Source organism: Sphingomonas sandaracina (genome assembly GCF_036663695.1).
In the GTDB taxonomy this organism is placed as follows: Bacteria; Pseudomonadota; Alphaproteobacteria; order Sphingomonadales; family Sphingomonadaceae; genus Sphingomonas.
This window is the reverse complement of the sequence record NZ_JAXOJK010000002.1, coordinates 608,759-628,823: the sequence shown is the minus strand read 5'-3', so window position 1 is coordinate 628,823 and position 20,065 is coordinate 608,759. Positions and strand designations below refer to the sequence as shown.

At 62.8% G+C, this 20,065-nt stretch carries 18 protein-coding genes; 9 read left to right on the top strand and 9 right to left on the bottom strand.

Going from position 1 to position 20,065, the window contains the following annotated elements:
• Window positions 1-169: 169 nt before the first annotated feature.
• Window positions 170-1,927: a DUF885 domain-containing protein gene (locus U1707_RS08250; RefSeq protein ID WP_332799587.1), complete on the bottom strand. Its 1,758-nt coding sequence runs from the start codon at window positions 1,925-1,927 to the stop codon at window positions 170-172.
• Between the two features lie 124 nt (window positions 1,928-2,051).
• On the opposite strand from U1707_RS08250, the gene U1707_RS08245 reads away from it, so the two are divergent.
• Window positions 2,052-2,876, top strand: coding sequence for an alpha/beta fold hydrolase (locus U1707_RS08245; RefSeq protein ID WP_332799586.1), 825 nt, complete (start codon window positions 2,052-2,054; stop codon window positions 2,874-2,876).
• 97 nt (window positions 2,877-2,973) lie between these two features.
• Here the strand turns inward: U1707_RS08245 and U1707_RS08240 are convergent, their stop codons facing one another.
• The gene (locus tag U1707_RS08240) at window positions 2,974-3,300 is read right to left on the bottom strand and encodes an FtsB family cell division protein (protein ID WP_332799585.1); all 327 of its coding nucleotides are present in this window, start codon (window positions 3,298-3,300) and stop codon (window positions 2,974-2,976) included.
• A 156-nt stretch (window positions 3,301-3,456) separates the two neighbouring features.
• The gene (eno, locus tag U1707_RS08235; RefSeq protein ID WP_332799584.1) at window positions 3,457-4,737 is read right to left on the bottom strand and encodes a phosphopyruvate hydratase; all 1,281 of its coding nucleotides are present in this window, start codon (window positions 4,735-4,737) and stop codon (window positions 3,457-3,459) included.
• A gap of 154 nt (window positions 4,738-4,891) precedes the next feature.
• Between eno and U1707_RS08230 the strand changes: the two genes are divergently transcribed.
• The 5 genes from U1707_RS08230 to U1707_RS08210 all read left to right on the top strand — a co-directional run bounded on the left by U1707_RS08230 (window position 4,892) and on the right by U1707_RS08210 (window position 6,870).
• The gene (locus U1707_RS08230; protein WP_332799583.1) at window positions 4,892-5,404 is read left to right on the top strand and encodes a hypothetical protein; all 513 of its coding nucleotides are present in this window, start codon (window positions 4,892-4,894) and stop codon (window positions 5,402-5,404) included.
• A 4-nt stretch (window positions 5,405-5,408) separates the two neighbouring features.
• The gene (locus U1707_RS08225; protein ID WP_332799582.1) at window positions 5,409-5,762 is read left to right on the top strand and encodes a phage holin family protein; all 354 of its coding nucleotides are present in this window, start codon (window positions 5,409-5,411) and stop codon (window positions 5,760-5,762) included.
• Window positions 5,759-6,031 (top strand): phosphatase, encoded by a 273-nt coding sequence (locus U1707_RS08220; protein WP_332799581.1) that lies wholly within the window; start codon window positions 5,759-5,761, stop codon window positions 6,029-6,031. The genes U1707_RS08225 and U1707_RS08220 overlap by 4 nt, the downstream gene beginning before the upstream one ends.
• Before the next feature lie 67 nt (window positions 6,032-6,098).
• Window positions 6,099-6,578 (top strand): hypothetical protein, encoded by a 480-nt coding sequence (locus U1707_RS08215; RefSeq protein WP_332799580.1) that lies wholly within the window; start codon window positions 6,099-6,101, stop codon window positions 6,576-6,578.
• Window positions 6,579-6,642: 64 nt separating this feature from the next.
• Window positions 6,643-6,870: a DUF4170 domain-containing protein gene (locus tag U1707_RS08210; protein ID WP_332799579.1), complete on the top strand. Its 228-nt coding sequence runs from the start codon at window positions 6,643-6,645 to the stop codon at window positions 6,868-6,870.
• A gap of 603 nt (window positions 6,871-7,473) precedes the next feature.
• Here the strand turns inward: U1707_RS08210 and U1707_RS08205 are convergent.
• The 5 genes from U1707_RS08205 to carA form a co-directional block, all read right to left on the bottom strand.
• Complete coding sequence (locus U1707_RS08205) at window positions 7,474-8,124, bottom strand: rhomboid family intramembrane serine protease (RefSeq protein ID WP_332799578.1); 651 nt, start codon at window positions 8,122-8,124, stop codon at window positions 7,474-7,476.
• A gap of 5 nt (window positions 8,125-8,129) precedes the next feature.
• The gene (gene greA / locus U1707_RS08200) at window positions 8,130-8,606 is read right to left on the bottom strand and encodes a transcription elongation factor GreA (RefSeq protein ID WP_031394601.1); all 477 of its coding nucleotides are present in this window, start codon (window positions 8,604-8,606) and stop codon (window positions 8,130-8,132) included.
• Window positions 8,607-8,681: 75 nt separating this feature from the next.
• On the bottom strand, window positions 8,682-12,014 hold the full coding sequence (gene carB / locus U1707_RS08195; RefSeq protein WP_332799577.1) for a carbamoyl-phosphate synthase large subunit: 3,333 nt from the start codon (window positions 12,012-12,014) through the stop codon (window positions 8,682-8,684).
• Window positions 12,014-12,715: a hypothetical protein gene (locus tag U1707_RS08190; RefSeq protein WP_332799576.1), complete on the bottom strand. Its 702-nt coding sequence runs from the start codon at window positions 12,713-12,715 to the stop codon at window positions 12,014-12,016. Before U1707_RS08190 ends, carB begins: the two co-directional genes overlap by 1 nt.
• Window positions 12,712-13,920, bottom strand: a complete 1,209-nt coding sequence (gene carA / locus U1707_RS08185) for a glutamine-hydrolyzing carbamoyl-phosphate synthase small subunit (protein ID WP_332799575.1) — start codon at window positions 13,918-13,920, stop codon at window positions 12,712-12,714. Before carA ends, U1707_RS08190 begins: the two co-directional genes overlap by 4 nt.
• Window positions 13,921-14,062: 142 nt before the next feature.
• On the opposite strand from carA, the gene U1707_RS08180 reads away from it, so the two are divergent.
• From U1707_RS08180 to rpoD, 3 genes are all read left to right on the top strand, one after another.
• Window positions 14,063-14,515, top strand: coding sequence for a GatB/YqeY domain-containing protein (locus U1707_RS08180; RefSeq protein WP_332799574.1), 453 nt, complete (start codon window positions 14,063-14,065; stop codon window positions 14,513-14,515).
• Window positions 14,516-14,761: 246 nt separating this feature from the next.
• The gene (gene dnaG / locus U1707_RS08175) at window positions 14,762-16,624 is read left to right on the top strand and encodes a DNA primase (RefSeq protein WP_332799573.1); all 1,863 of its coding nucleotides are present in this window, start codon (window positions 14,762-14,764) and stop codon (window positions 16,622-16,624) included.
• Entirely contained in the window at window positions 16,624-18,651 is a 2,028-nt protein-coding gene (gene rpoD / locus U1707_RS08170; protein WP_332799572.1) for an RNA polymerase sigma factor RpoD, read from the top strand. The genes dnaG and rpoD overlap by 1 nt, the downstream gene beginning before the upstream one ends.
• A gap of 158 nt (window positions 18,652-18,809) precedes the next feature.
• Here the strand turns inward: rpoD and U1707_RS08165 are convergent, their stop codons facing one another.
• Window positions 18,810-19,880, bottom strand: a complete 1,071-nt coding sequence (locus U1707_RS08165; protein ID WP_332799571.1) for a hypothetical protein — start codon at window positions 19,878-19,880, stop codon at window positions 18,810-18,812.
• Window positions 19,881-20,065 lie beyond the last annotated feature (185 nt).

The following is a 20,065-nucleotide window of genomic DNA, read 5'->3' as shown; positions in this document are numbered from 1 at the left end:
GCTTTTGGGGACACGCAACCATCTTACCCAAGAGCTACCCCCCCGGCGGAGGCCGGGGCCCAATTGGAAAGGTCGGCGTAACGGAGGACTGCGCTTCGTTAGCGACGCTCCCCAATTGGGCCCCGGCCTTCGCCGGGGTGGATGGGAGAACGATCGCGCTCCTCCCAAATCAAAACGCAGCCGTCGCCTTAGCCTCCCCCATCATCGCAGCCCTCACCAAAGGAATCGGCGGCCCACCATAACTCAAGAACTGGTCATGGAACGCCTTCCAAGCCTTCCGCCCACCCCGCGTCGCAGTCCAATCCGCCCGCAGTTTCCGGATCATCAGCTTGCCCATCGTATAATTCAGATACGCCGGATCATACGTCCCCCGCGCCGCCTGTTGCCGCGCGTTCCCCTCGTCCTGGTAACATTCGTCGACGAACATCCGGAACGACTGCTCCTGCGTCATCCCCTTCGCATGCATGCGGATCGCCGACAGATACCGGCAATCGCGCAGCAGAGCGTTAGAGATCTGCCCGACATGCGTCTCCGGATCGCCGTTGTTGAGCCCGGCCTCCCACATCATCTCCTCGGCATAATGCGCCCACCCCTCGGCAAACGCATACCCCACGAACAGCCGCCCAAAGAGCGATGGCGATCGGTTCGCATGCAGGAACTGGACGAAATGCCCCGGCATCACCTCGTGCACCGAGGTGAACAACAGGTCGTCCTTGCCCGGCACGAACGCGTCCTGCACCGCCTTGCTCCAGCTCGGGTCGGGCGGTGAGATATAGTAGATCGACGGCACGCCCTTATCGAACGGCCCCGGCGGATCGATATACGCCGAGTTCTGCCGGTTATACGGCGGCGATTCCTCGACCAGCGCCTGCTCGGTCCCCGGGATCGTCACGAGGTCGTGATCGATCACGAACTTGCGCAGCGTCGGAATCTGGCGCCGCGCCTCCGCGACCGGGCCGCCGACCGGCTTGTTGGCGTTCATCTTGTCCATGCACGCGGTAATCGACAGCCCCTTGGCGAACACCCCGCACGCCTGCGCCAGCGCCGCCTGGTTGCGCTTCAGGTCGGCGACACCCGCCGCCTCCAACTGGTCGAGCGGCGTATCGACGCCCTCGGTCATCGCCACCATCCGCGAGAACTTGTCCGCCCCCAGCGCGAAATCCTGCGTCGCAGTCGCCCGCTGGCCCTCGGTCCACGTCCCCAGATCGCGCATCGCTGTCGATGCCGCCTGCGCCGCGTCCGCCAACTGCTTTTGCGCCGCCGCGTCCTTCACGCCCGCGAACGCCTTCACCGCGTCACCAGCATAATAGTCGGCAAAGCCGTTGAACGCCGCCGTCCCGTAATTGACGTAGCTCAGCGGCATCGGCGTCTTGAGGTTCGCCTTGATGTTGCCCGTCGCCGCCGGGATCTTCTGCAGGAACGCGGTCAGCGCCTTCATCCGCGTCGGCGCATCGGCATAGTTGCGCGCGATATACGTGTTCGGATCGAGCCCCGCGCTCACATACCAGGCCGGATTGTGATGCGGCTGGTCGGCATCCTCCAGCCAGAACAGCTTCCCCTTGGCGACCTGCACCAGATAGTCGCGCTCGAACGCCTCGGCGGGCTTCAGGTCTTTGAACGCCCCCGCCTTGTCGATCGCGCCATGCAGGAAGTCCGCCTGCCGCTTCAGCCCCGCCGCGCTCCAGTCGCCCAAGCCGCCGTCATATTCATGCTTGCCCTGATAGACCGCGTTCGCCGGATCGATCTTGAACCAGCCGTCGATGAAGCCATCGCGGAACCCGGCCCAGTCGCTCTTCGCCGTTGGCGCAACCGCCACCTGCGCGTTCGCCCCCGCCTGCCCCGAAGTCTGCCCCGAAGTCTGCGCAGGGCCGCATGCGCTCAACGCCAGCACAGCGCCGATCGCCGTCGTCAAAAGTCCGATCCGCATTCCGTCTCCGATTCCGATTCGTGCCGTACCATGCTGCCAGTCGAAGTGGCCTCGCGCCAGTGTGCGGAACGGCGCACGCGGTGGGCCGTTGAACGTCGACTGCCTCGAACGACTGGACAGCTTCATGCCCTATGTAAAAACCCGCGACGGTACAGATATTTACGTCAAGGATTGGGGTACAGGACGCCCGGTCATCCTGACCCATGGCTGGCCACTCAATGCCGACAGCTGGGACGCGCAAGGGATCGCGCTCGCCAATGCCGGCTTCCGCGCGATCGCCTATGACCGCCGCGGGTTCGGCCGGTCGGGACAGCCATGGACCGGCTACAACTACGACACGCTCACCGACGATCTGGCCGACGTGATGGAAGCCACCGGCGCGAACACCGACGCGACGATCGTCGGCTTCTCGATGGGTGGCGGCGAGATCGCGCGCTACATGAGCCGTTACGACGGCAAGGGCGTGGTCGCCGCGGGGCTCATCTCGTCGGTCGTGCCGTACATGCTCAAGACCGACGACAATCCCGATGGCGTCGACGAGGAAACCCTCGCCACCATCGGCGCAGGCATCGAGGACGACCGCCCGGCCTTCTTCAAGACCTTCCTCCAGCAGTTCTTCGGCGTCGGCTTCATCACCTCGCCGGTCAGCGACGAAGTCGTAGATTGGGCTTGGGGCCTCGCGATGCAGGCGGGCCTCCACCCGACGCTGGAATGCGCCAAGGCGTTCGGCCACACCGATTTCCGCGCCGACCTCGCCGCATTCCGGGTGCCGACGCTGATCGTACACGGGACGAGCGACAAGACCGTCCCGATCGACTCCACCGGCCGCGCCGCGGCGAAGGGCATCGCCGGCTCGCAACTGGTCGAATATGACGGCGCCCCACACGGCCTGACCGTGACGGAGAGCGACCGCTTCACGAACGACCTGCTGACGTTCCTGGGTCGGTAACGACCGTCCGTCATCCTGACGAAAGTCAGGATCCAGAGCCACGAGCGGGATCGCGAGTGGCTCTGGATCCTGGATCAAGTCCAGGATGACGAGGTGATCAATTCCCCAGCGGAACGATAACCTCGTCCGGATGGGCGACGTTCAGTTCCTTCCGAACCATCTCGTCGACCATATCCGGGTTCGCATGATCCGGGTTGAGCAACGCCACCCGGTTTTTCAAAACCTCACGCCTGCGATCGAGCGCGGCATAATCCTGTTCACGCTTCGCAAGCTGCCGCTTGTAGTCTCCATACGCGAACATCCCGTTCGGCCCGAGCACGGCATACGCGCCGAAGAACGCCATCAGCGTCAGCCCCATCGCCGGCCACGCGGCTTTGCGCATCGTCTTCCGTAGCTTGGAACTCTTCGTCGTCACGCGTGCCATGTCGTCTCTCCGGTCTTGCCGCTCCCGCCCGTCACCCAATCCGTCACCCCGGACCTGTTCCGGGGTCCGCCGTTCCGCAAACTCGCGACCATCGAGTGTGCAGCACCGTGGATGCCGGAACAAGCCCGGCATGACGGAGGGGTTAGTTCGAGCCTATCAGCCGCCGATCAGGATGTCGCGACCCGCATAGCGCGCCGCATCGCCCAGCTCTTCCTCGATCCGGATCAGCTGGTTGTACTTCGCCAACCGGTCCGACCGCGCCAGGCTGCCCGTCTTGATCTGACCGCAGTTGGTCGCGACCGCCAGATCGGCGATCGTTGCATCCTCGGTCTCGCCCGACCGGTGCGACATCACCGCGGTGTACTTCGCCCGCTGCGCCATCGACACGGCTTCCAAAGTCTCGGTCAAAGTGCCGATCTGGTTCACCTTCACCAGCAGCGAATTCGCGATACCCTGGTCGATGCCGCGTTTCAGGCGCTTCGGGTTCGTCACGAACAGATCGTCACCGACCAACTGGACCTTATCGCCGATCAGGTCGGTGAGCGTCTTCCAGCCCTCCCAATCGTCCTCGCCCATGCCGTCCTCGATCGAGAAGATCGGATAGCGGCGCGTCAGATCCGCGAGATATTCCGCCATCTCGGCGCTCTCGAGGATCCGGCCCTCGCCCGAGATGTCGTACTTGCCGTTCTTGTAGAACTCGGTCGCCGCGCAATCGAGCGCGAGCATCACGTCCTCGCCGGGTTTGTACCCGGCCTTCTCGATGCTCGACATGATGAAGTCGAGCGCCTCGGTGGTGCTACCGATGTTCGGCGCGAAGCCACCCTCGTCGCCGACGCTGGTCGACAGGCCCTTCTCGCTCAGGCCCTTCTTCAAAGTGTGGAAGATCTCCGAGCCGCAGCGGACCGCCTCGAGGATGTTGGACGCGCCGACCGGGACGACCATGAATTCCTGGAAGTCGATCGGGTTGTCGGCATGCTCGCCGCCGTTGATGATGTTCATCATCGGCACCGGCAGCAGATGCGCCTGCACGCCGCCGACATAGCGGTAGAGCGGCAGGCCGCGTGCTTCGGCTGCAGCCTTGGCGACGGCGAGGCTGACGCCGAGGATCGCGTTCGCGCCCAGCCGGCCCTTGTTCTCGGTGCCGTCGAGTTCGATCATCGCGCGGTCGAGGTCCGACTGGTCTTCCGCGTCCATGCCCAGCACGGTGTCGGTGATTTCGTCGTTGACCGCATCGACCGCGCCGTCGACGCCCTTGCCGCCCCAACGGCTCTTGTCGCCGTCGCGCCGCTCGACTGCTTCGTGCGCGCCGGTCGATGCGCCCGACGGCACCGCGGCGCGGCCGAAACTGCCGTCTTCGAGCAACACGTCGACCTCGACGGTCGGGTTGCCGCGGCTGTCGAGGATTTGGCGTGCATGAAGGTCGATGATTGCGGTCACGTAACGATGCTCCTACAAATCCCGGGCTAGTCTGATCCCCGGGCCGTTCGCGATGCCTCTACCGCCTCGGGCCATAACGGGCAATCGCACCAGCTATCGGGAACCGCGCTTCGGCGACGGTGTTGAGAGCGTAACAATTTCGAAAGGGATGGCCATGGCCGACACCAGCGTAACCAACACCCCAGCTTCGACCGCATCTTCGAACGCCGCGGGCATGAAATCCGATCTGCAATCCACCACGACCAAGATCGCGGACACGAGCGACAACGCTGATGGCACGGCCAACGCCGGCGATGCCAAGCAGGCGATCAAGGACGGTGCCAGCAAGTACACCGCACAGGCGACCGACAAGGTCCGCACCTTTGCCGAGGACGGCAAGGCACGCGCCAGCGGTGCCCTGGAGCAGGTCGCGCAGTTGCTGAACGACGCAGCCGGTCAGGTCGACGAGAAGCTCGGCGCGCAATACGGCAGCTATGCCCGCAGCGCCGCCGACAGCGTCTCCGGTTTCGCCGATCAGGTGAACGCGAAGGATGTCGACGAGCTGTTCGACGACGCCCGCGAGCTCGTCCGCAAGTCGCCGGCGATCGCGGTCGGTGCAGCCGCCGCCGTCGGCTTTGTCATCGCGCGACTGGTCCAGTCGGGCGTCGACGCAAATTCGAAGGTCTGACGCTTTGTCGGAGCCCCTGACGTTCGCGGCTAGCGAAGACGAGAGCATCGCGGCGATCGTCAGTCGTTTGGCCAGCGAAACGCGTAGCCTCGCGACCGCCGAGGTCGCCGTTTACAAGGCGAAGTTCGGCGACACGGCCAGTGCGTACAAGTCGGCCGCGATGTTCTTCGCGGTCGCCGGTATACTGGCTTTGGCCGCGCTGATCGCACTGCTGGTCGGTGCGATCTTGACGGTCGCGACGCTCGTGGGGCCTGGGTGGGCGACCGCCATCGTCGTGGTGGTCGTCCTCGCAGTGGCGGCGATCCTGGCGATGATCGGCAAGTCGAAGCTTCAGACGAAGAGCGAGCCCGTATCATGACATCCGCCAAAGTCGCCGCCGCCGAGATCGAATCGGCCCTCGCCCGCCAGCGCGTCATGATGACGATCGGGCAGTTGCAGGACCGACTCAATCCGCGGAAACTCGCGCTGAACGCCAGTCGCGACGTCGCCGATGCCGGCACCGCGGCGCTCGCCGTGAGCGTGAAAACGGTGAAGCGCAATCCGGGGCCCACTGCGGGGTTCGCGGCAGTCGCCGGGCTGTTCCTTGCCCGGCACCGGATCGTCGGACTGTTCCGGCGCGGACGCTAATCCTTGAAACCTTGAAGTCCCGGCTCGCGTTGAACGACGAGCAGCTTGCCATCAGAAGGACCGTTCCATGACCGACGCAAAGACCACCGCCCACAACACCACCCACGATACTGAAGGCCGCCTGCGCGAAGGCCTCGACACCGTCCGCGAGACCGCGTCGAAGGTCTATCACGACGCTGGCGACAAGGCCTCAGAGGTTCTCGAAGTCTCGCGCGAGAAGACCAAGCGCGTCGTGAACAACCTCGAGTCCAACCCGCTCGGCATCCTCGTCGGCGGCCTCGCAGTCGGCGCGCTTGCCGGCGCGCTGTTGCCCCGTTCCGCGCGCGAGAAGGAACTGCTCGCACCCGTCGGCAAGCGTCTCAGCGAGACCCTCGTGGCCGCAACGGCGGCGGCAAAGGATGCCGGTCGTTCGGAACTCGGCGAACTCGGCCTGACCAAGGACAATGCACGCGACCAAGCCAAGGGCTTGCTTGAGGGTATCGTCAAGGCCGTGACGACCGCTGGTACCGCAGGTGCGAAGGCGGTTTCGCAAAAGCCTGCCGCCTAAGGGTTCAAACCGTAGGGGGAACACGCTAGGGAGGAGGCAACCTCCTCCCTAGGAAAGTACGCGCATGAGCAAGCTCCACCTCGTATTCGGCGGCCGCGTCAGCGACCCGCGCACCCTGGATTTCAACGATCTGAGCAAGATCGAGTTCGTCGGCGTGTTTGCCGACTATGCCAGCGCCGAGAAGGCCTGGCGTGCTGCAGCGCAGCGTACGGTCGACGATGCCGAAATGAAGTTCGTCGTTGTGCACCTCCACCGCATGCTCGAGCCAAACCTGGGCGCGACTGTAGCCTAACGGCTTCCCCTTGGTCATTCCCGCGAAGGCGGGAACCCATATTGGCTAACGTAGCGATCCGATCGCAACGACATAGGCTAGGGATTCCCGCCTTGGCGGGGATGACGATTGGGATAGATGGCGCGTCCGACCCTGACCGATACTGGATCGGCAGTCGGCATTCCACGATTTGGAAGCGTAACCGGTCAAAAGTTGCTCCGTCACCCCGGGCTCGTTCCGGGGTCTACCGCTCCGCAGACCAAATTCTTTCGATTTTGCAGCACCGTGGATGCCGGAACGAGTCCGGCATGACGAAGAAAAGAGCAGATTTGGCGCGCTCAACTGGAAAGTCGATCGGCCCTTAGCGAGCGCGCACTAGATGCGACGATCCACTCCTGCCATTCGATATCGTGTTCGCACCCCGCCCCCCTCTTACCGTTCGTGCTGAGTAGAGACCGAGTAGCTCCACAAGGAGCGTATGGAGGGCTCGTATCGAAGCACAGGTCCCGCGCACCAACCCATCCTTCGATACGCCACTTCGACAAGCTCAGCAGCTACTCAGGTCGAACGATATGGGTGTGGGTTAGCGTGGGGCGGAGCGAACGCCAGTGAGGGACAGGCCGCTCAAGCCGCGCGGTAATGCCAGAGCAACAACGGCCGAGCCAGCACCAGCCCCGCCAAGAACCCACCGATATGCGCGCCGATCGCAATAGGCCCACTTGCCCCGACCGAAGCCCCAAACCCGGCCAGCCCCATCAGCAACTGGATCCCGATCCACGCCGCGGCCAGCCAGACCACATGCACGACCCCAGCCGGCACCGGTCCGATCGCCTGCGCCCGCCGCTCGCCATACAACAGCGCATAAGCCCCAACGACCGCCGAGATCGCACCCGAAGCGCCAATCATAGGCGCGGTAGACTCAGGCCCGAAAGCCCAATGCCCCGCCGCCGCCGCATACGCACCCAGCACGTACAGCACGACCAACCCGACCGTCCCCAGCGCCTTCTCGACGAACTGCCCGCAATACACGAGCATCACGAGGTTCAGCGCGATGTGCGCCCACCCCCCATGGATCAACGTCGCGGTCAGCGGCGTCGCCCAGGACGGCACGACGAACATATGGTCGCTCGGAATACCGAGATCGGTCATTCGCAACGGAATGAATCCGGCGTTCACCGCCCAGTACCCAAGCGATCCGCTCAGCACCAGGAAACCCGAGACGATGACCGTCACGATCGTGATGATCGCCGTCGCCCGCGTCTCGAAGAACGCCATACGGCTCAGATGAACTCGATCTTGGAGACGACGTAATAGCGCTCGCCAGCCGGCACCGTGACCTCGACCTCTTCGTCGAGCTTACGCCCGATCAGCCCACGCCCCAGCGGCGAGTTGTACGAGATCCGCCCGGTCTTGGCATTCGCTTCGGTCTGGCCGACGATCTGATACTTCACCGGCTTGTCGTTCTCGTCGAGCAACGTCACCGTCGCGCCGAACACGACCTTGTCGCCCGACAGCTCCTTCGGGTCGATGATCTGCGCACGGCTCAGCTTGTCCTCGATGTCGGAGATCGACGCCTCGACCTGACCCTGGCGTTCCTTCGCGGCATGATATTCCGCGTTCTCGCTCAGGTCGCCGTGCGCACGCGCCTCTTCGATCGCGTCAACGATCGTCGGACGTTCGGCTTTCAGGCGCTTCAGATCCGCACTCAGCGTCTCATAGCCTTCCTGTAGCATCGGCATCTTTTCGACGGTCGCCATCATCTCGTCCCCAAATTCATTTCCCCGTGCGGCGCCATGTACCAGCACCGCCCACACATCACGCTTATGTCGGGATCAGTTGTGCGACTGCGAATAATAGGATTGCAGGGGCCGTACTTCAAGGCTGTGCGTCGAAAGCTTGGCGATCGCCTTCGCCGCCTCCAGCGAAGCGGGCGCGGTCGTGAAGTACGGAATGCGTTGCCCCAGCGCCGAAGCCCGGATCGGCTGCGAGTCCTTCAGGCTCTGCCACCCCTCGGTGGTGTTGAAGATCAGCGCGATGTCGCCGTCCTTGATCCGGTCGACGATATGCGGCCGTCCTTGCGCGACCTTGTTGACCTTCTCGACCGCCAGACCGGCCAGCGCGAGATGATCCGCAGTCCCGCCGGTAGCGACGATCGAGAAGCCGGTGTCGATCAACGCCTTCACGGCCTCGACGATCATCGCCTTGTCGCCGTCCTTCACGCTGACGAAGACGCTGCCCTTGGTCGGCAGAATCGTCCCCGCACCAAGCTGCGCCTTGGCGAATGCGATCGTGAAATCGGGATCGATTCCCATGACTTCGCCGGTCGACTTCATTTCCGGTGACAGCACCGGATCGACGCCGGGGAACTTGTTGAAGGGGAACACCGCCTCCTTCACCGCATAATATTCGATATGCCGGTCGATCCTCGGCAAATTGACCAGCTTCTCGCCCGCCATCACCCGCGCGGCGATCTTCGCGATGGGCGCGCCGATCGCCTTGGCGACGAACGGCACGGTGCGCGACGCGCGCGGGTTGACCTCGATGAGGTAGACCAGGCCATCCTTCACCGCGAACTGGATGTTCATCAGGCCCACGACCGACAGCGCATGCGCAAGCGCCACCGTCTGCCGCTCGATCTCGGCGATGATCTCCGCCGACAGCGAATATGGCGGGATGGAGCACGCAGAGTCGCCCGAATGGACGCCCGCCTCCTCGATATGCTGCAAGACGCCCGCGACCACCACGTCGGTGCCGTCGCAGATCGCGTCGACATCGACCTCGATCGCATCGCGCAGATACTGGTCGATCAGCACTGGCGAGTCGCCCGACACCTGCACCGCAGTCGCGATATAATGCTCGAGCTGCCCCAGCGTATCGACGATCTCCATCGCCCGGCCGCCGAGCACGTAAGACGGCCGCATCAGCACCGGATACCCGATCCGCTCCGCCGCCGCGACCGCCTCGTCCCGGCTCCGCGCCAGGCCATTGGCCGGCTGCAACAGCCCGAGCTTGGTGATCAGCGCCGCGAACCGCTCACGGTCCTCCGCCAGATCGATCGCGTCCGGGGTCGTCCCCAGGATCGGGATGCCCGCGGCCTCAAGCGCCCGCGCGAGGTTCAGCGGAGTCTGCCCGCCGAACTGCACGATCACGCCCACCAGCGTCCCGTTCTGCTGCTCGACATGCAGGATCTCCAGCACGTCCTCGGCGGTCAGCGGCTCGAAATACAGGCGGTCCGACGTGTCGTAGTCGGTCGACACGGTCTCCGGGTTGCAGTTGACCATGATAGTCTCATAGCCCGCATCCGCCAGCGCGAAGCACGCATGGCAGCAGCAATAATCGAACTCGATCCCCTGCCCGATCCGGTTCGGCCCACCGCCCAAGATGACGATCTTCTTCCGGTCCGTCGGCTCGGACTCGTTCTCCGGCTCGCCGAAGCTCGGCGCCTCGTAGGTCGAATACATATACGGCGTCTTCGCATCGAATTCGGCCGCGCACGTATCGATCCGCTTGAACACCGGCCGCACGCCGAGCTTCAGGCGATGCTGGCGCACCTCCTCCTCGGTCACGCCGCCGGTCATCGCCTTGACGACCTCGTGGATCAGACCCGAGCTGCGTGCGATCCCGCGGTTCATCCCGCGCAGATTGGCCGACTGCAGCGCCAGCCAGGCGAGCCGCTTGTCGCTGAACCCCATGCTCTTCAGGCGGCGCATGCCGGGCGCGTCGATCGGCAGGCCGTCCTTCATCACCTCGGCCTCGGCCGCGATGATCTCGGCGATCCGCTCCAGGAACCACGGATCATACTTCGCGATCGCATGCACCTCGGCAACCGTGAAGCCTTCCCGAAGGGCTTGGGCCGCGACCAGCAGCCGGTCCGGCGTCGCGACGGCCAGCGCCGCCTCGATTTCCGCGCGCGGCGCGCCGACCAGATGATCGACCTGGTTGAAGCCCGACAGACCCGTCTCGAGCCCGCGCAACGCCTTCTGCATCGACTCGTGGATGTTGCGACCGATCGCCATCACCTCGCCGACCGACTTCATCGCGGTGCCGAGCGTGTTCGACGCGCCTTTGAACTTCTCGAACGCGAACCGCGGGATCTTGGTCACGACGTAATCGATCGTCGGCTCGAACGCGGCAGGCGTAGCACCGGTAATGTCGTTCTCGATCTCGTCGAGCGTGTAGCCGACCGCCAGCTTCGCCGCGACCTTCGCGATCGGGAAGCCGGTCGCCTTCGACGCCAGCGCGGACGAGCGCGAAACACGCGGGTTCATCTCGATGACGACCAGCCGGCCGTCCTTCGGATTGACTGCGAACTGGACGTTCGAACCGCCTGTTTCGACACCGATTTCGCGCAACACCGCGATCGATGCGTTGCGCATGATCTGGTATTCCTTGTCGGTCAGCGTCAGCGCCGGCGCGACCGTGATTGAGTCGCCGGTGTGGACGCCCATCGGATCGACATTCTCGATCGAGCAGATGATGATCGCGTTGTCGTTGCGATCGCGCACCACCTCCATCTCGTATTCTTTCCAGCCGAGCAGCGATTCCTCGATCAGCACCTCGGTGGTCGGCGACAGATCGAGCCCGTTGCGGACGATCGCGATGAACTCCTCGCGGTTATACGCGATGCCGCCGCCCGATCCGCCCATCGTGAAGCTTGGCCGAATGATCGACGGAAGCCCCGTCTTCTCAAGGCCTTCGAGCGCTTCCTCGACCGTATGTGCGATCGCCGAGCGCGCGCTTTCCAGCCCGATCCGGTCCATCGCGTCGCGAAACTTCAGACGGTCCTCCGCCATGTCGATCGCATCGGCATCCGCCCCGATCATCGTCACGCCGAACTTCTCCAGCGTCCCGTCATGGAACAGCGCGAGCGCCGTATTCAGCGCGGTCTGCCCGCCCATCGTCGGCAGGATCGCGTCCGGGCGCTCCTTCTCGATGATCTTGGCGACGATCGCGGGCGTGATCGGCTCGACATAGGTGGCGTCGGCCAGTTCCGGATCGGTCATGATCGTGGCGGGGTTCGAATTGACGAGGACGATACGATAGCCCTCCTCCTTCAACGCCTTGATCGCCTGCGTGCCCGAATAATCGAACTCGCACGCCTGGCCGATGACGATGGGTCCTGCGCCGATGACGAGGATCGAGGAGATGTCGGTGCGTTTTGGCATTAGTGAGCCGCCGTAAACAGAGCAATGATTGAGACCAACAAAGAAGCTACTCCAGCTAAATTATTGGCTCGATTTATAATTTCCCATATGAGATCGACTGGTGGCTCAGGAGCATCCGCCAAACACCTTGCTGCAACGATGTATGCTCTGGCCATCGCCTTCTCCTGATTACCAGCGCCTACACTATCCAACTCGCGTTCCGCGTTCTCAAGTAACGCTACTAATTTCGCATTTTTTTGTTCGGTTAGAACAAATTGAGAAGGAAGCCCGGTCCAATCGGAACTGTCGTAGGTTTTAGGGGGCATAGTCTCGGGTGGCGGAGCTGTTACTGTCAGATACTCCCCATTCTCAAATTGAAGAGGCTCCCCGCTCCCAAAAGTAAGAATTTCCTCGCCTTCTGGCAAAGCTGGCAGTGGGGCAAGCAGTTCACCCACCCCGTCCTTGGAACGAAATTTTGACTCAATGTATCGCATGCCGGCACCAGCGATTTCGGCATACCAAAGCAAAGGACTTCCAATAAATGCGTCAACGTTGACGAAGCCGTTTGCCTTCCATTCTTCGGTAAGGCGTTCCAGCCATTTGGCATTTTTCGGCAAACCGTATTTCGCTAACATATCTTCGAACCGTTGGTCTGAACGCCCCGCCTCGCTCTCCTGATATAGAGCAATCAGTAGTTTCTCCGCGAAATCCGTATAGGTCACGTCAGCGAACCAACGAACTTCTCAAACAGATACAGACTATCCTGCGGCCCAGGGCTCGCTTCCGGATGATACTGCACGGAGAACGCCGGCTTGTCGGTCAGTTCCAGCCCCGCGTTTGACCCGTCGAACAGCGACACGTGCGTCTCGCGGACGTTCGCCGGCAGACTCTCGCGCTCGACCGCGAAGCCGTGGTTCATGCTGGTGATCTCGACCGCGCCGTCGGACAGGCGCTTGACCGGATGGTTGGCGCCGCGGTGGCCCTGGAACATCTTGGTCGTGGTCGCGCCGACCGCGAGGCCGAGCAACTGGTGGCCCAGACAGATGCCGAACAACGGCTTGCCCGTCTCCAGCAACTCGCGGATCACCGGCACGGCATATTCGGCGGTCGCGGCGGGATCGCCGGGGCCGTTCGACAGGAAGATACCGTCGGGCTCGAGCGCCATCACGTCGTCGAAACTGGCGGTCGCACTTACGACCGATACTTGAGCCCCCGCCTCAACAAGGTTGCGGAAGATGTTGCGTTTGCTGCCATAATCGATCGCGACGACATGCGGGCGCGAACGCTCGTTGGTGACACCTTCGTAACCTTTGGTCCCACCTTCGGTCGGTGCATCATAGCCGAAGCCCAGCCGCCACGTGCCGCCCGGAGCCTTCTCACCCCAGCCATAATGCATCTCGGTCGACACGTCCTTGGCGAGGTCCATGCCCTCCAGCCCCGGCCACGCCCGCGCCATCGCCAGCAACGCCGCCACATCGAACTCGCCACTCGCCGAATGCGCGATCACCCCATTAGGCGCCCCCGCCACCCGAATCCGCCGCGTCAGCGCACGCGTGTCGACGCCCGAAAGCCCGATCCGCGCATGCCGCTTCATCCAGCCATCCAGCCCCTCGACCGCGCGAAAACTCGACGGCTGCGTCACGTCCTCGCGGACGATGATGCCGAGCGCGTGCGGGTCGTCCGCCTCGACGTCGTCGGGGTTCGCGCCGACGTTGCCGATGTGCGGAAACGTGAAGCAGATCATCTGCCCGGCGAACGACGGGTCGGTCAGCACCTCCTGATAGCCGGTCATCGCGGTGTGGAAGCACACTTCGCCGACCGCACTGCCCTCTGCGCCGAACCCGCGACCCCAGATCACGTCGCCATTGGCGAGGACGAGGACGCCAGTGGCTCCAGCAGGCATGGCTATAGGGTTGGTGTCGGCCATCAGGCTGGGCACTCTCTCTTACGTTGACGATGTCGCTAAGTGGTGTCCGCTAAAGCCGGGGCGCCGCAGCGTCAATCTGTTAAACGGACGCCGGACGCGCTATCCCACCTGGCTACGCACGAACCGCTTGAAAGACCAGTACATGATTCGCGACGACATCAAGGCCGCGCAGCTGAGCGCCATGAAGGCCGGCGACAAGACGAGCCGCAACGCCATCTCGTTGATCCAGGCCGCAATCAAGAACCGCGACATCGAGGCCCGTACCGGCAAGGCGCCCGAGAGCGACGACGCGCTGGTGGTCGAGGTTTTGCAGAAGATGGTGAAACAGCGTCGCGAGTCGATCGAGATGTTCTCGAAGGGCGGCCGCCAGGAACTCGCCGACGCGGAGACCGCCGAGGTGGCAGTGATCGAACGCTTCCTCCCCCAGCAGATGAGCGAAGCGGAAACGACCGCCGCGATCCTGGCGATCAAGGACGAACTCGGCGCGACCGGCATGAAGGACATGGGCCGCGTGATGGCCGAACTAAAGGCACGCCACGCCAGCGAACTGGACATGAGCAAGGCGAGCGGTTTGGTGAAGGCGGCGCTGTCGTAAGGGTCGGGTCGTAAGAAGGATTTGTTCGCGCGGAGGCGCGGAGGCGCGGAGATGGTGCGCTTGCTGTGCGGGGGTGCGCATCACTACCGCCGCACAGCGGCCCTGATCGATCGACGATAGCGCTGACGCGCAGCAGAAGCCCCGAACGAAACACCTCCGCGCCTCCGCGCGAACAAAACCGTCCTTCTCCTCCTCTTCGGATTGCGGATGTCACTATCGTAGTGATATCTAGCTATACTCGCGCGCATGGCCCTCACCCCCGCCTTCCTCGACGAGTTGCGCGCCCGCACGTCGCTGTCGGCGCTGATCGGCAAGACCACCAAGCTCACCAAGGCGGGGCGCGAGCACAAGGGCTGCTGCCCATTCCACAACGAGAAGACCCCCTCGTTCTACGTCAACGACGACAAGGGCTTCTACCACTGCTTCGGGTGCTCTGCGCACGGCGACGCGATCAAGTGGATGACCGACCAGCGCGGCCTGCCCTTCATGGACGCGGTGAAGGAGCTCGCGCAGGCCGCCGGGATGGACATGCCGGCGATGGACCGCCAGTCCGCCGCCAAGGCCGAGCGCGCCAAGGGACTGCACGAGGTCATGTCGGATGCGGCCGACTGGTTCACCGAGCAACTGAACGGCCTCCCCGGCACCGACGCGCGCGCGCTCCTCGACCGCCGCGGGATCAGGCCCGAGACGGCGCGCGCGTTCGGGATGGGGTTCGCCCCCGACAGCCGCGGCAAGCTGAAGACCGCGCTGAAGGACTATGGCGACCCGATGCTGATCGAGTCCGGCATGCTCATCTCGGTCGAGGGCAAGGACCCATACGACCGGTTCCGCGGCCGCCTGATGATCCCGATCCGCGACCCGCGCGGCCGGACGATCGCGTTCGGCGGGCGCGTGCTCGACGGCGGCGAGCCGAAATACCTCAACTCCCCCGACACGCCGCTCTTCGACAAGGGCCGCACGCTCTACAATCTCGACAAGGCCGCCCCCGCCTCGCGCAAGTCCGGCCGCGTACTGGTGGTCGAAGGCTATATGGACGTCATCGCGCTCGCACAGGCGGGCTTTAGCGAAGCGGTCGCCCCGCTCGGCACCGCATTGACCGAAGCGCAGCTCGAACGCCTGTGGCGGATGGTCGACGTCCCCCTGCTCTGCTTCGACGGCGACGGTGCTGGCCAGAAGGCCTCACTCCGCGCTGCCCACCGCGCGCTCCCGCTACTGGCGCCCGGCCGCAGCCTCGCCTTCGTCACGCTCCCACAAGGTCAGGACCCCGACGACCTCGTCCGCGCCGGCGGCCCCGGTGCGTTCGAGGCGCTGCTCAAGACCCCCGAACAGCTCGTCGATCGGCTCTGGGCGTCCGAAGTCGCAGCCGAGGCGCTCGATACCCCCGAACAGCGCGCCGGCCTCAAGCGCCGCCTCCACGAACTCGCCGAACGCATCGCCGACCCGTCGGTGAAGCAGCAATATCACGCCGAGTTCAAGAACCGTTTCTACGAGCATTTCAAACCCGTCCGCGCCCCCTTCGTGCCCAGAGGCGAGCGCCCCAAGGGCGGCTGGAAGCCCCCCGCCGCGCCCGTCACCGAAGATGCGAAGGCCTTCCTCGCGACCGGTATCGACCGCGTCTTGGCGAAGGCCGTCCTCGCCGGCCTGATCCGCCACCCGGTCGAGATCGCGCGTCACATGGAGGTGCTCGGCTCGCTGCAAATGATCGACGGCGCGCTCGGGCGATTGTTCGAAGCGGTCGTAGATGTTGCACTTGAGGACCAGAAGCTTGATAGCGGGCGCTTGCTCACCATATTGGCGAGGTCCGGTTTCAATTCAGTCGCGAGTGACCTGTTGAGAGCCGATACGATGCCCTATTCGTTCACGCAGACCACGGCCGATCCAGCCCGCGTCCGTGCCGACCTCGACGAGGCGATCGCGATCATGGTCGCCCGCCCTGAGGTAGACGCGGCACTCAAGCAGGCGACCGCGGCGATGCAGACGCACTTCACCGAAGATGCGTTCGAACGACAAGTGGCTATGGTAAGAGAGAAACAGGCGTTGGAAGTCCGACTTGCAAATCTTGTACAGTCGAACGAAGACGCCCGAGCGTTGGGTACCGAGGGCGATTGATGGCTAAGGCGAACATGGCGGAACCCGCCGAGACGAACGAAACCGGCGATGCGCCGCTGATCGACATGAACGATGCGTCGATCAAGAAGGTCATCGCGCGCGCCAAGAAGCGCGGCTACATCACCTATGAGCAGCTCAACGAAGCGCTGCCGCAGGGCGAGATGTCGTCCGACCAGATCGAGGACATCAGCGCCGCGCTGAGCGAGATGGGCATCAACATCGTCGAGAACGACGAAGCCGGCGAGGACGGCGAGACCGAGCCCGCCAAGGACGACGAGGACGAGCCGGAGGCCGCCGACGCGGATGCCGACACAGGCCCCGCGATCGAGAAGAAGAAAGAGACGATCGATCGCACCGACGATCCGGTCCGCATGTACCTGCGCGAGATGGGCGCGGTCGAGCTGCTCAGCCGCGAGGGCGAGATCGCGATCGCCAAGCGCATCGAGGCGGGTCGCGACACGATGATCCTCGGCCTGTGCGAATCGCCGATCACCTTCAACGCGATCATCGACTGGTCGACCGCATTGAACGAGGGCACGATGCAGCTGCGCGAGATCATGGATCTCGACGCGATGCTGTCGAAGGACCCCGCCCCCGAAGCGATGGCCGAGGACGGCGAAGCCGACGACGGCGAGATCAGCGAGAAGAACGCCGGCCCCTCGTTCAAGGAAGAGGCCGAGCCCGAAGAGCCGTCCGCCGACGAAGACGAGGACGGCGAGCGCCGCACTCCGCGCGCATCGGACGACGAGGAGGAGGACAACACCCTCAGCCTCGCGCAGATGGAAGAGCAGCTCAAGCCGATCGCGCTCGAGCGGTTCGCCAGCATCACCGCGCTCTACAAGAAGTTCAGCAAGATCCAGCAGTCGCGCGTCGACGCGATGGGCATCGGCGGCGATTTCTCCGCGGCCGACGAGCGCAAATACCAGAAGCTGCGCGAGGAACTCACGGCCGAGGTCGAGAGCGTCCAGTTCCACAACGCCAAGATCGAATATCTGGTCGATCAGCTCTATGCCTATAACCGTCGCCTGACCGCGCTGGGCGGCCAGATGCTGCGCCTCGCCGAGCGCCACAAGGTGCCGCGCAAGGACTTCCTCGATCGCTATATCGGTCACGAGATCGACGAGAACTGGCTGACGACGGTCAACAAGGTCGACAAGAAGTGGACCGCGTTCGTCGCCAACGAGGGCGAGGCGGTCGAGCGCATCCGCGCCGAGATCGCCGACATCACGCAGCAGACCGGCATGGCGCTCACCGAGTTCCGCCGGATCGTCAACATGGTCCAGAAAGGCGAGCGCGAGGCGCGCATCGCCAAGAAGGAGATGGTCGAGGCGAACCTGCGGCTGGTGATCTCGATCGCCAAGAAATACACGAACCGCGGCCTGCAGTTCCTGGATCTCATCCAGGAGGGCAATATCGGCCTGATGAAGGCGGTCGACAAGTTCGAGTATCGCCGCGGTTACAAGTTCAGCACCTACGCGACCTGGTGGATCCGCCAGGCGATCACGCGCTCGATCGCGGACCAGGCGCGCACGATCCGTATCCCGGTCCACATGATCGAGACGATCAACAAGCTGGTCCGCACCAGCCGCCAGTTCCTCCACGAGCAGGGCCGCGAGCCGACCCCGGAGGAGATGGCCGAGCGCCTCTCCATGCCGCTGGAGAAGGTGCGCAAGGTGATGAAGATCGCCAAGGAGCCGATCAGCCTCGAAACGCCGATCGGCGACGAGGAGGATTCGCATCTCGGCGACTTCATCGAGGACAAGAACGCGATCATCCCGGTGGACGCCGCGATCCAGGCGAACCTCAAGGAGACGGTCACGCGGGTGCTGGCGTCGCTGACGCCGCGCGAAGAGCGCGTGCTGCGCATGCGCTTCGGCATCGGCATGAACACCGATCACACGCTCGAGGAAGTCGGCCAGCAGTTCTCGGTGACCCGCGAGCGCATCCGCCAGATCGAGGCTAAGGCGTTGCGGAAGCTGAAGCATCCGAGCCGGTCACGGAAGATGCGGAGTTTTCTCGACCAGTAAGGTGGGGGAAATTAGCTATCAAAAGGCCACCGTAGAAATACTGTGGCCTTTTTTTATGAGTCCTGCTGTCAAATCAATAGCTGATAGAATCGATTACGACATAAGAATATGCCGGTTTAGTTGCCGGTCAGGATATGACAATCAGAATATTTCTCGTTTCAGTAAAAGATAGCGAGCGCCTTCATTAATGGCGACCCCGTTAGCTCACCTTTTAGCAGCCCGTAAACAATCGCGCCAACAACAGCGCCAGATATGGTAATTATCCAAGATAATAAACCAGGGCCAATACTCCCAAATAATGTTGGTCGCTTATTTGCTGAAAATAGCACGAAGTTTGGTATGTAGCGCTGATGCATTACCGTTATTGTGGCCTGAACTGCAATCATAGCTGATGCGAATGCCAAACGCCGCCCAAACCCGGTCAATCCTGGCAAGGCGGCTAACGTAAATAGATTAAGGACGATATTAGCTGTTAAACCAAACTTTCGGAACTGTGTTGCAAGCCTTCTCTGATATCCCTGGGCAAATCTCGCGACAGCCTCGGCTTTTCCAATCGACCATGATTCCTGCACACTTTGAACCCGAATAATATTCTCGCCTTTTGCGTCGAGTTCAATCATCGCTAGCCGATTGATCCCATACATTTCGGGCTCTTGAACGGATATTTTCAGGTATCGCAGTTCCGAAATGCTATCCAAGATTTTTGTGAAATCATCGGAATACACGTTCTTCTCATTTCCACCTTCGCTATAAGTCACGATCAAACGCTTGTTGGAAAAATCCTTACAGAGTTGGGCCATCAAATTTCGCACATCGTCCGGGTACAGCCTGATTGCGCCCAACGATCGCGTAGCGCTATTTAACTGCTCGGGTATTTCAACTCCGCTGGTTTTTTCCTGGTAATTGTGCGGCCAAAGCTGAAAAGTACCACCAGTGCCAATTGTAGTTTCCCAACTCCCGTCCAGGCGCCCTTCGGTTGTTAAGCCGCCCGCGATTTTCACCTCGCCGACCTGCATTCCTTCCGCGACGTCTCCCTCGGGTTCGCCGGCGAGCTCGATCTTTCCAGCTTCAAATTTTCCAGAGACGCGGTAAACTACCACTCCGAATTTATCATCGCTCAGTCGAATAATTCCGGTAAGAGCGTTATCTTCTCCCTCAAGTGCAAGCGATACGTTTCCAGTATTAGTTCCGTAGACCTTGCCGTTCCAATTTTGCCCTATTCCAACCATTGCCATCTCCCTTTGTCCAAAGACTTAGGCCGTGAACGGACTTCGATCAACTTGCGGATCTCTATTTGTCTCAGCAACTGACTGAGCGACTTTCTTTTCATTGATCGTAGAAGCGATTGGTTTAATCGCTCCGCCCCCTAATCCTCCCCTGTAAGGGGAGGTGGAGCGAAGCGACGGAGGGGTGA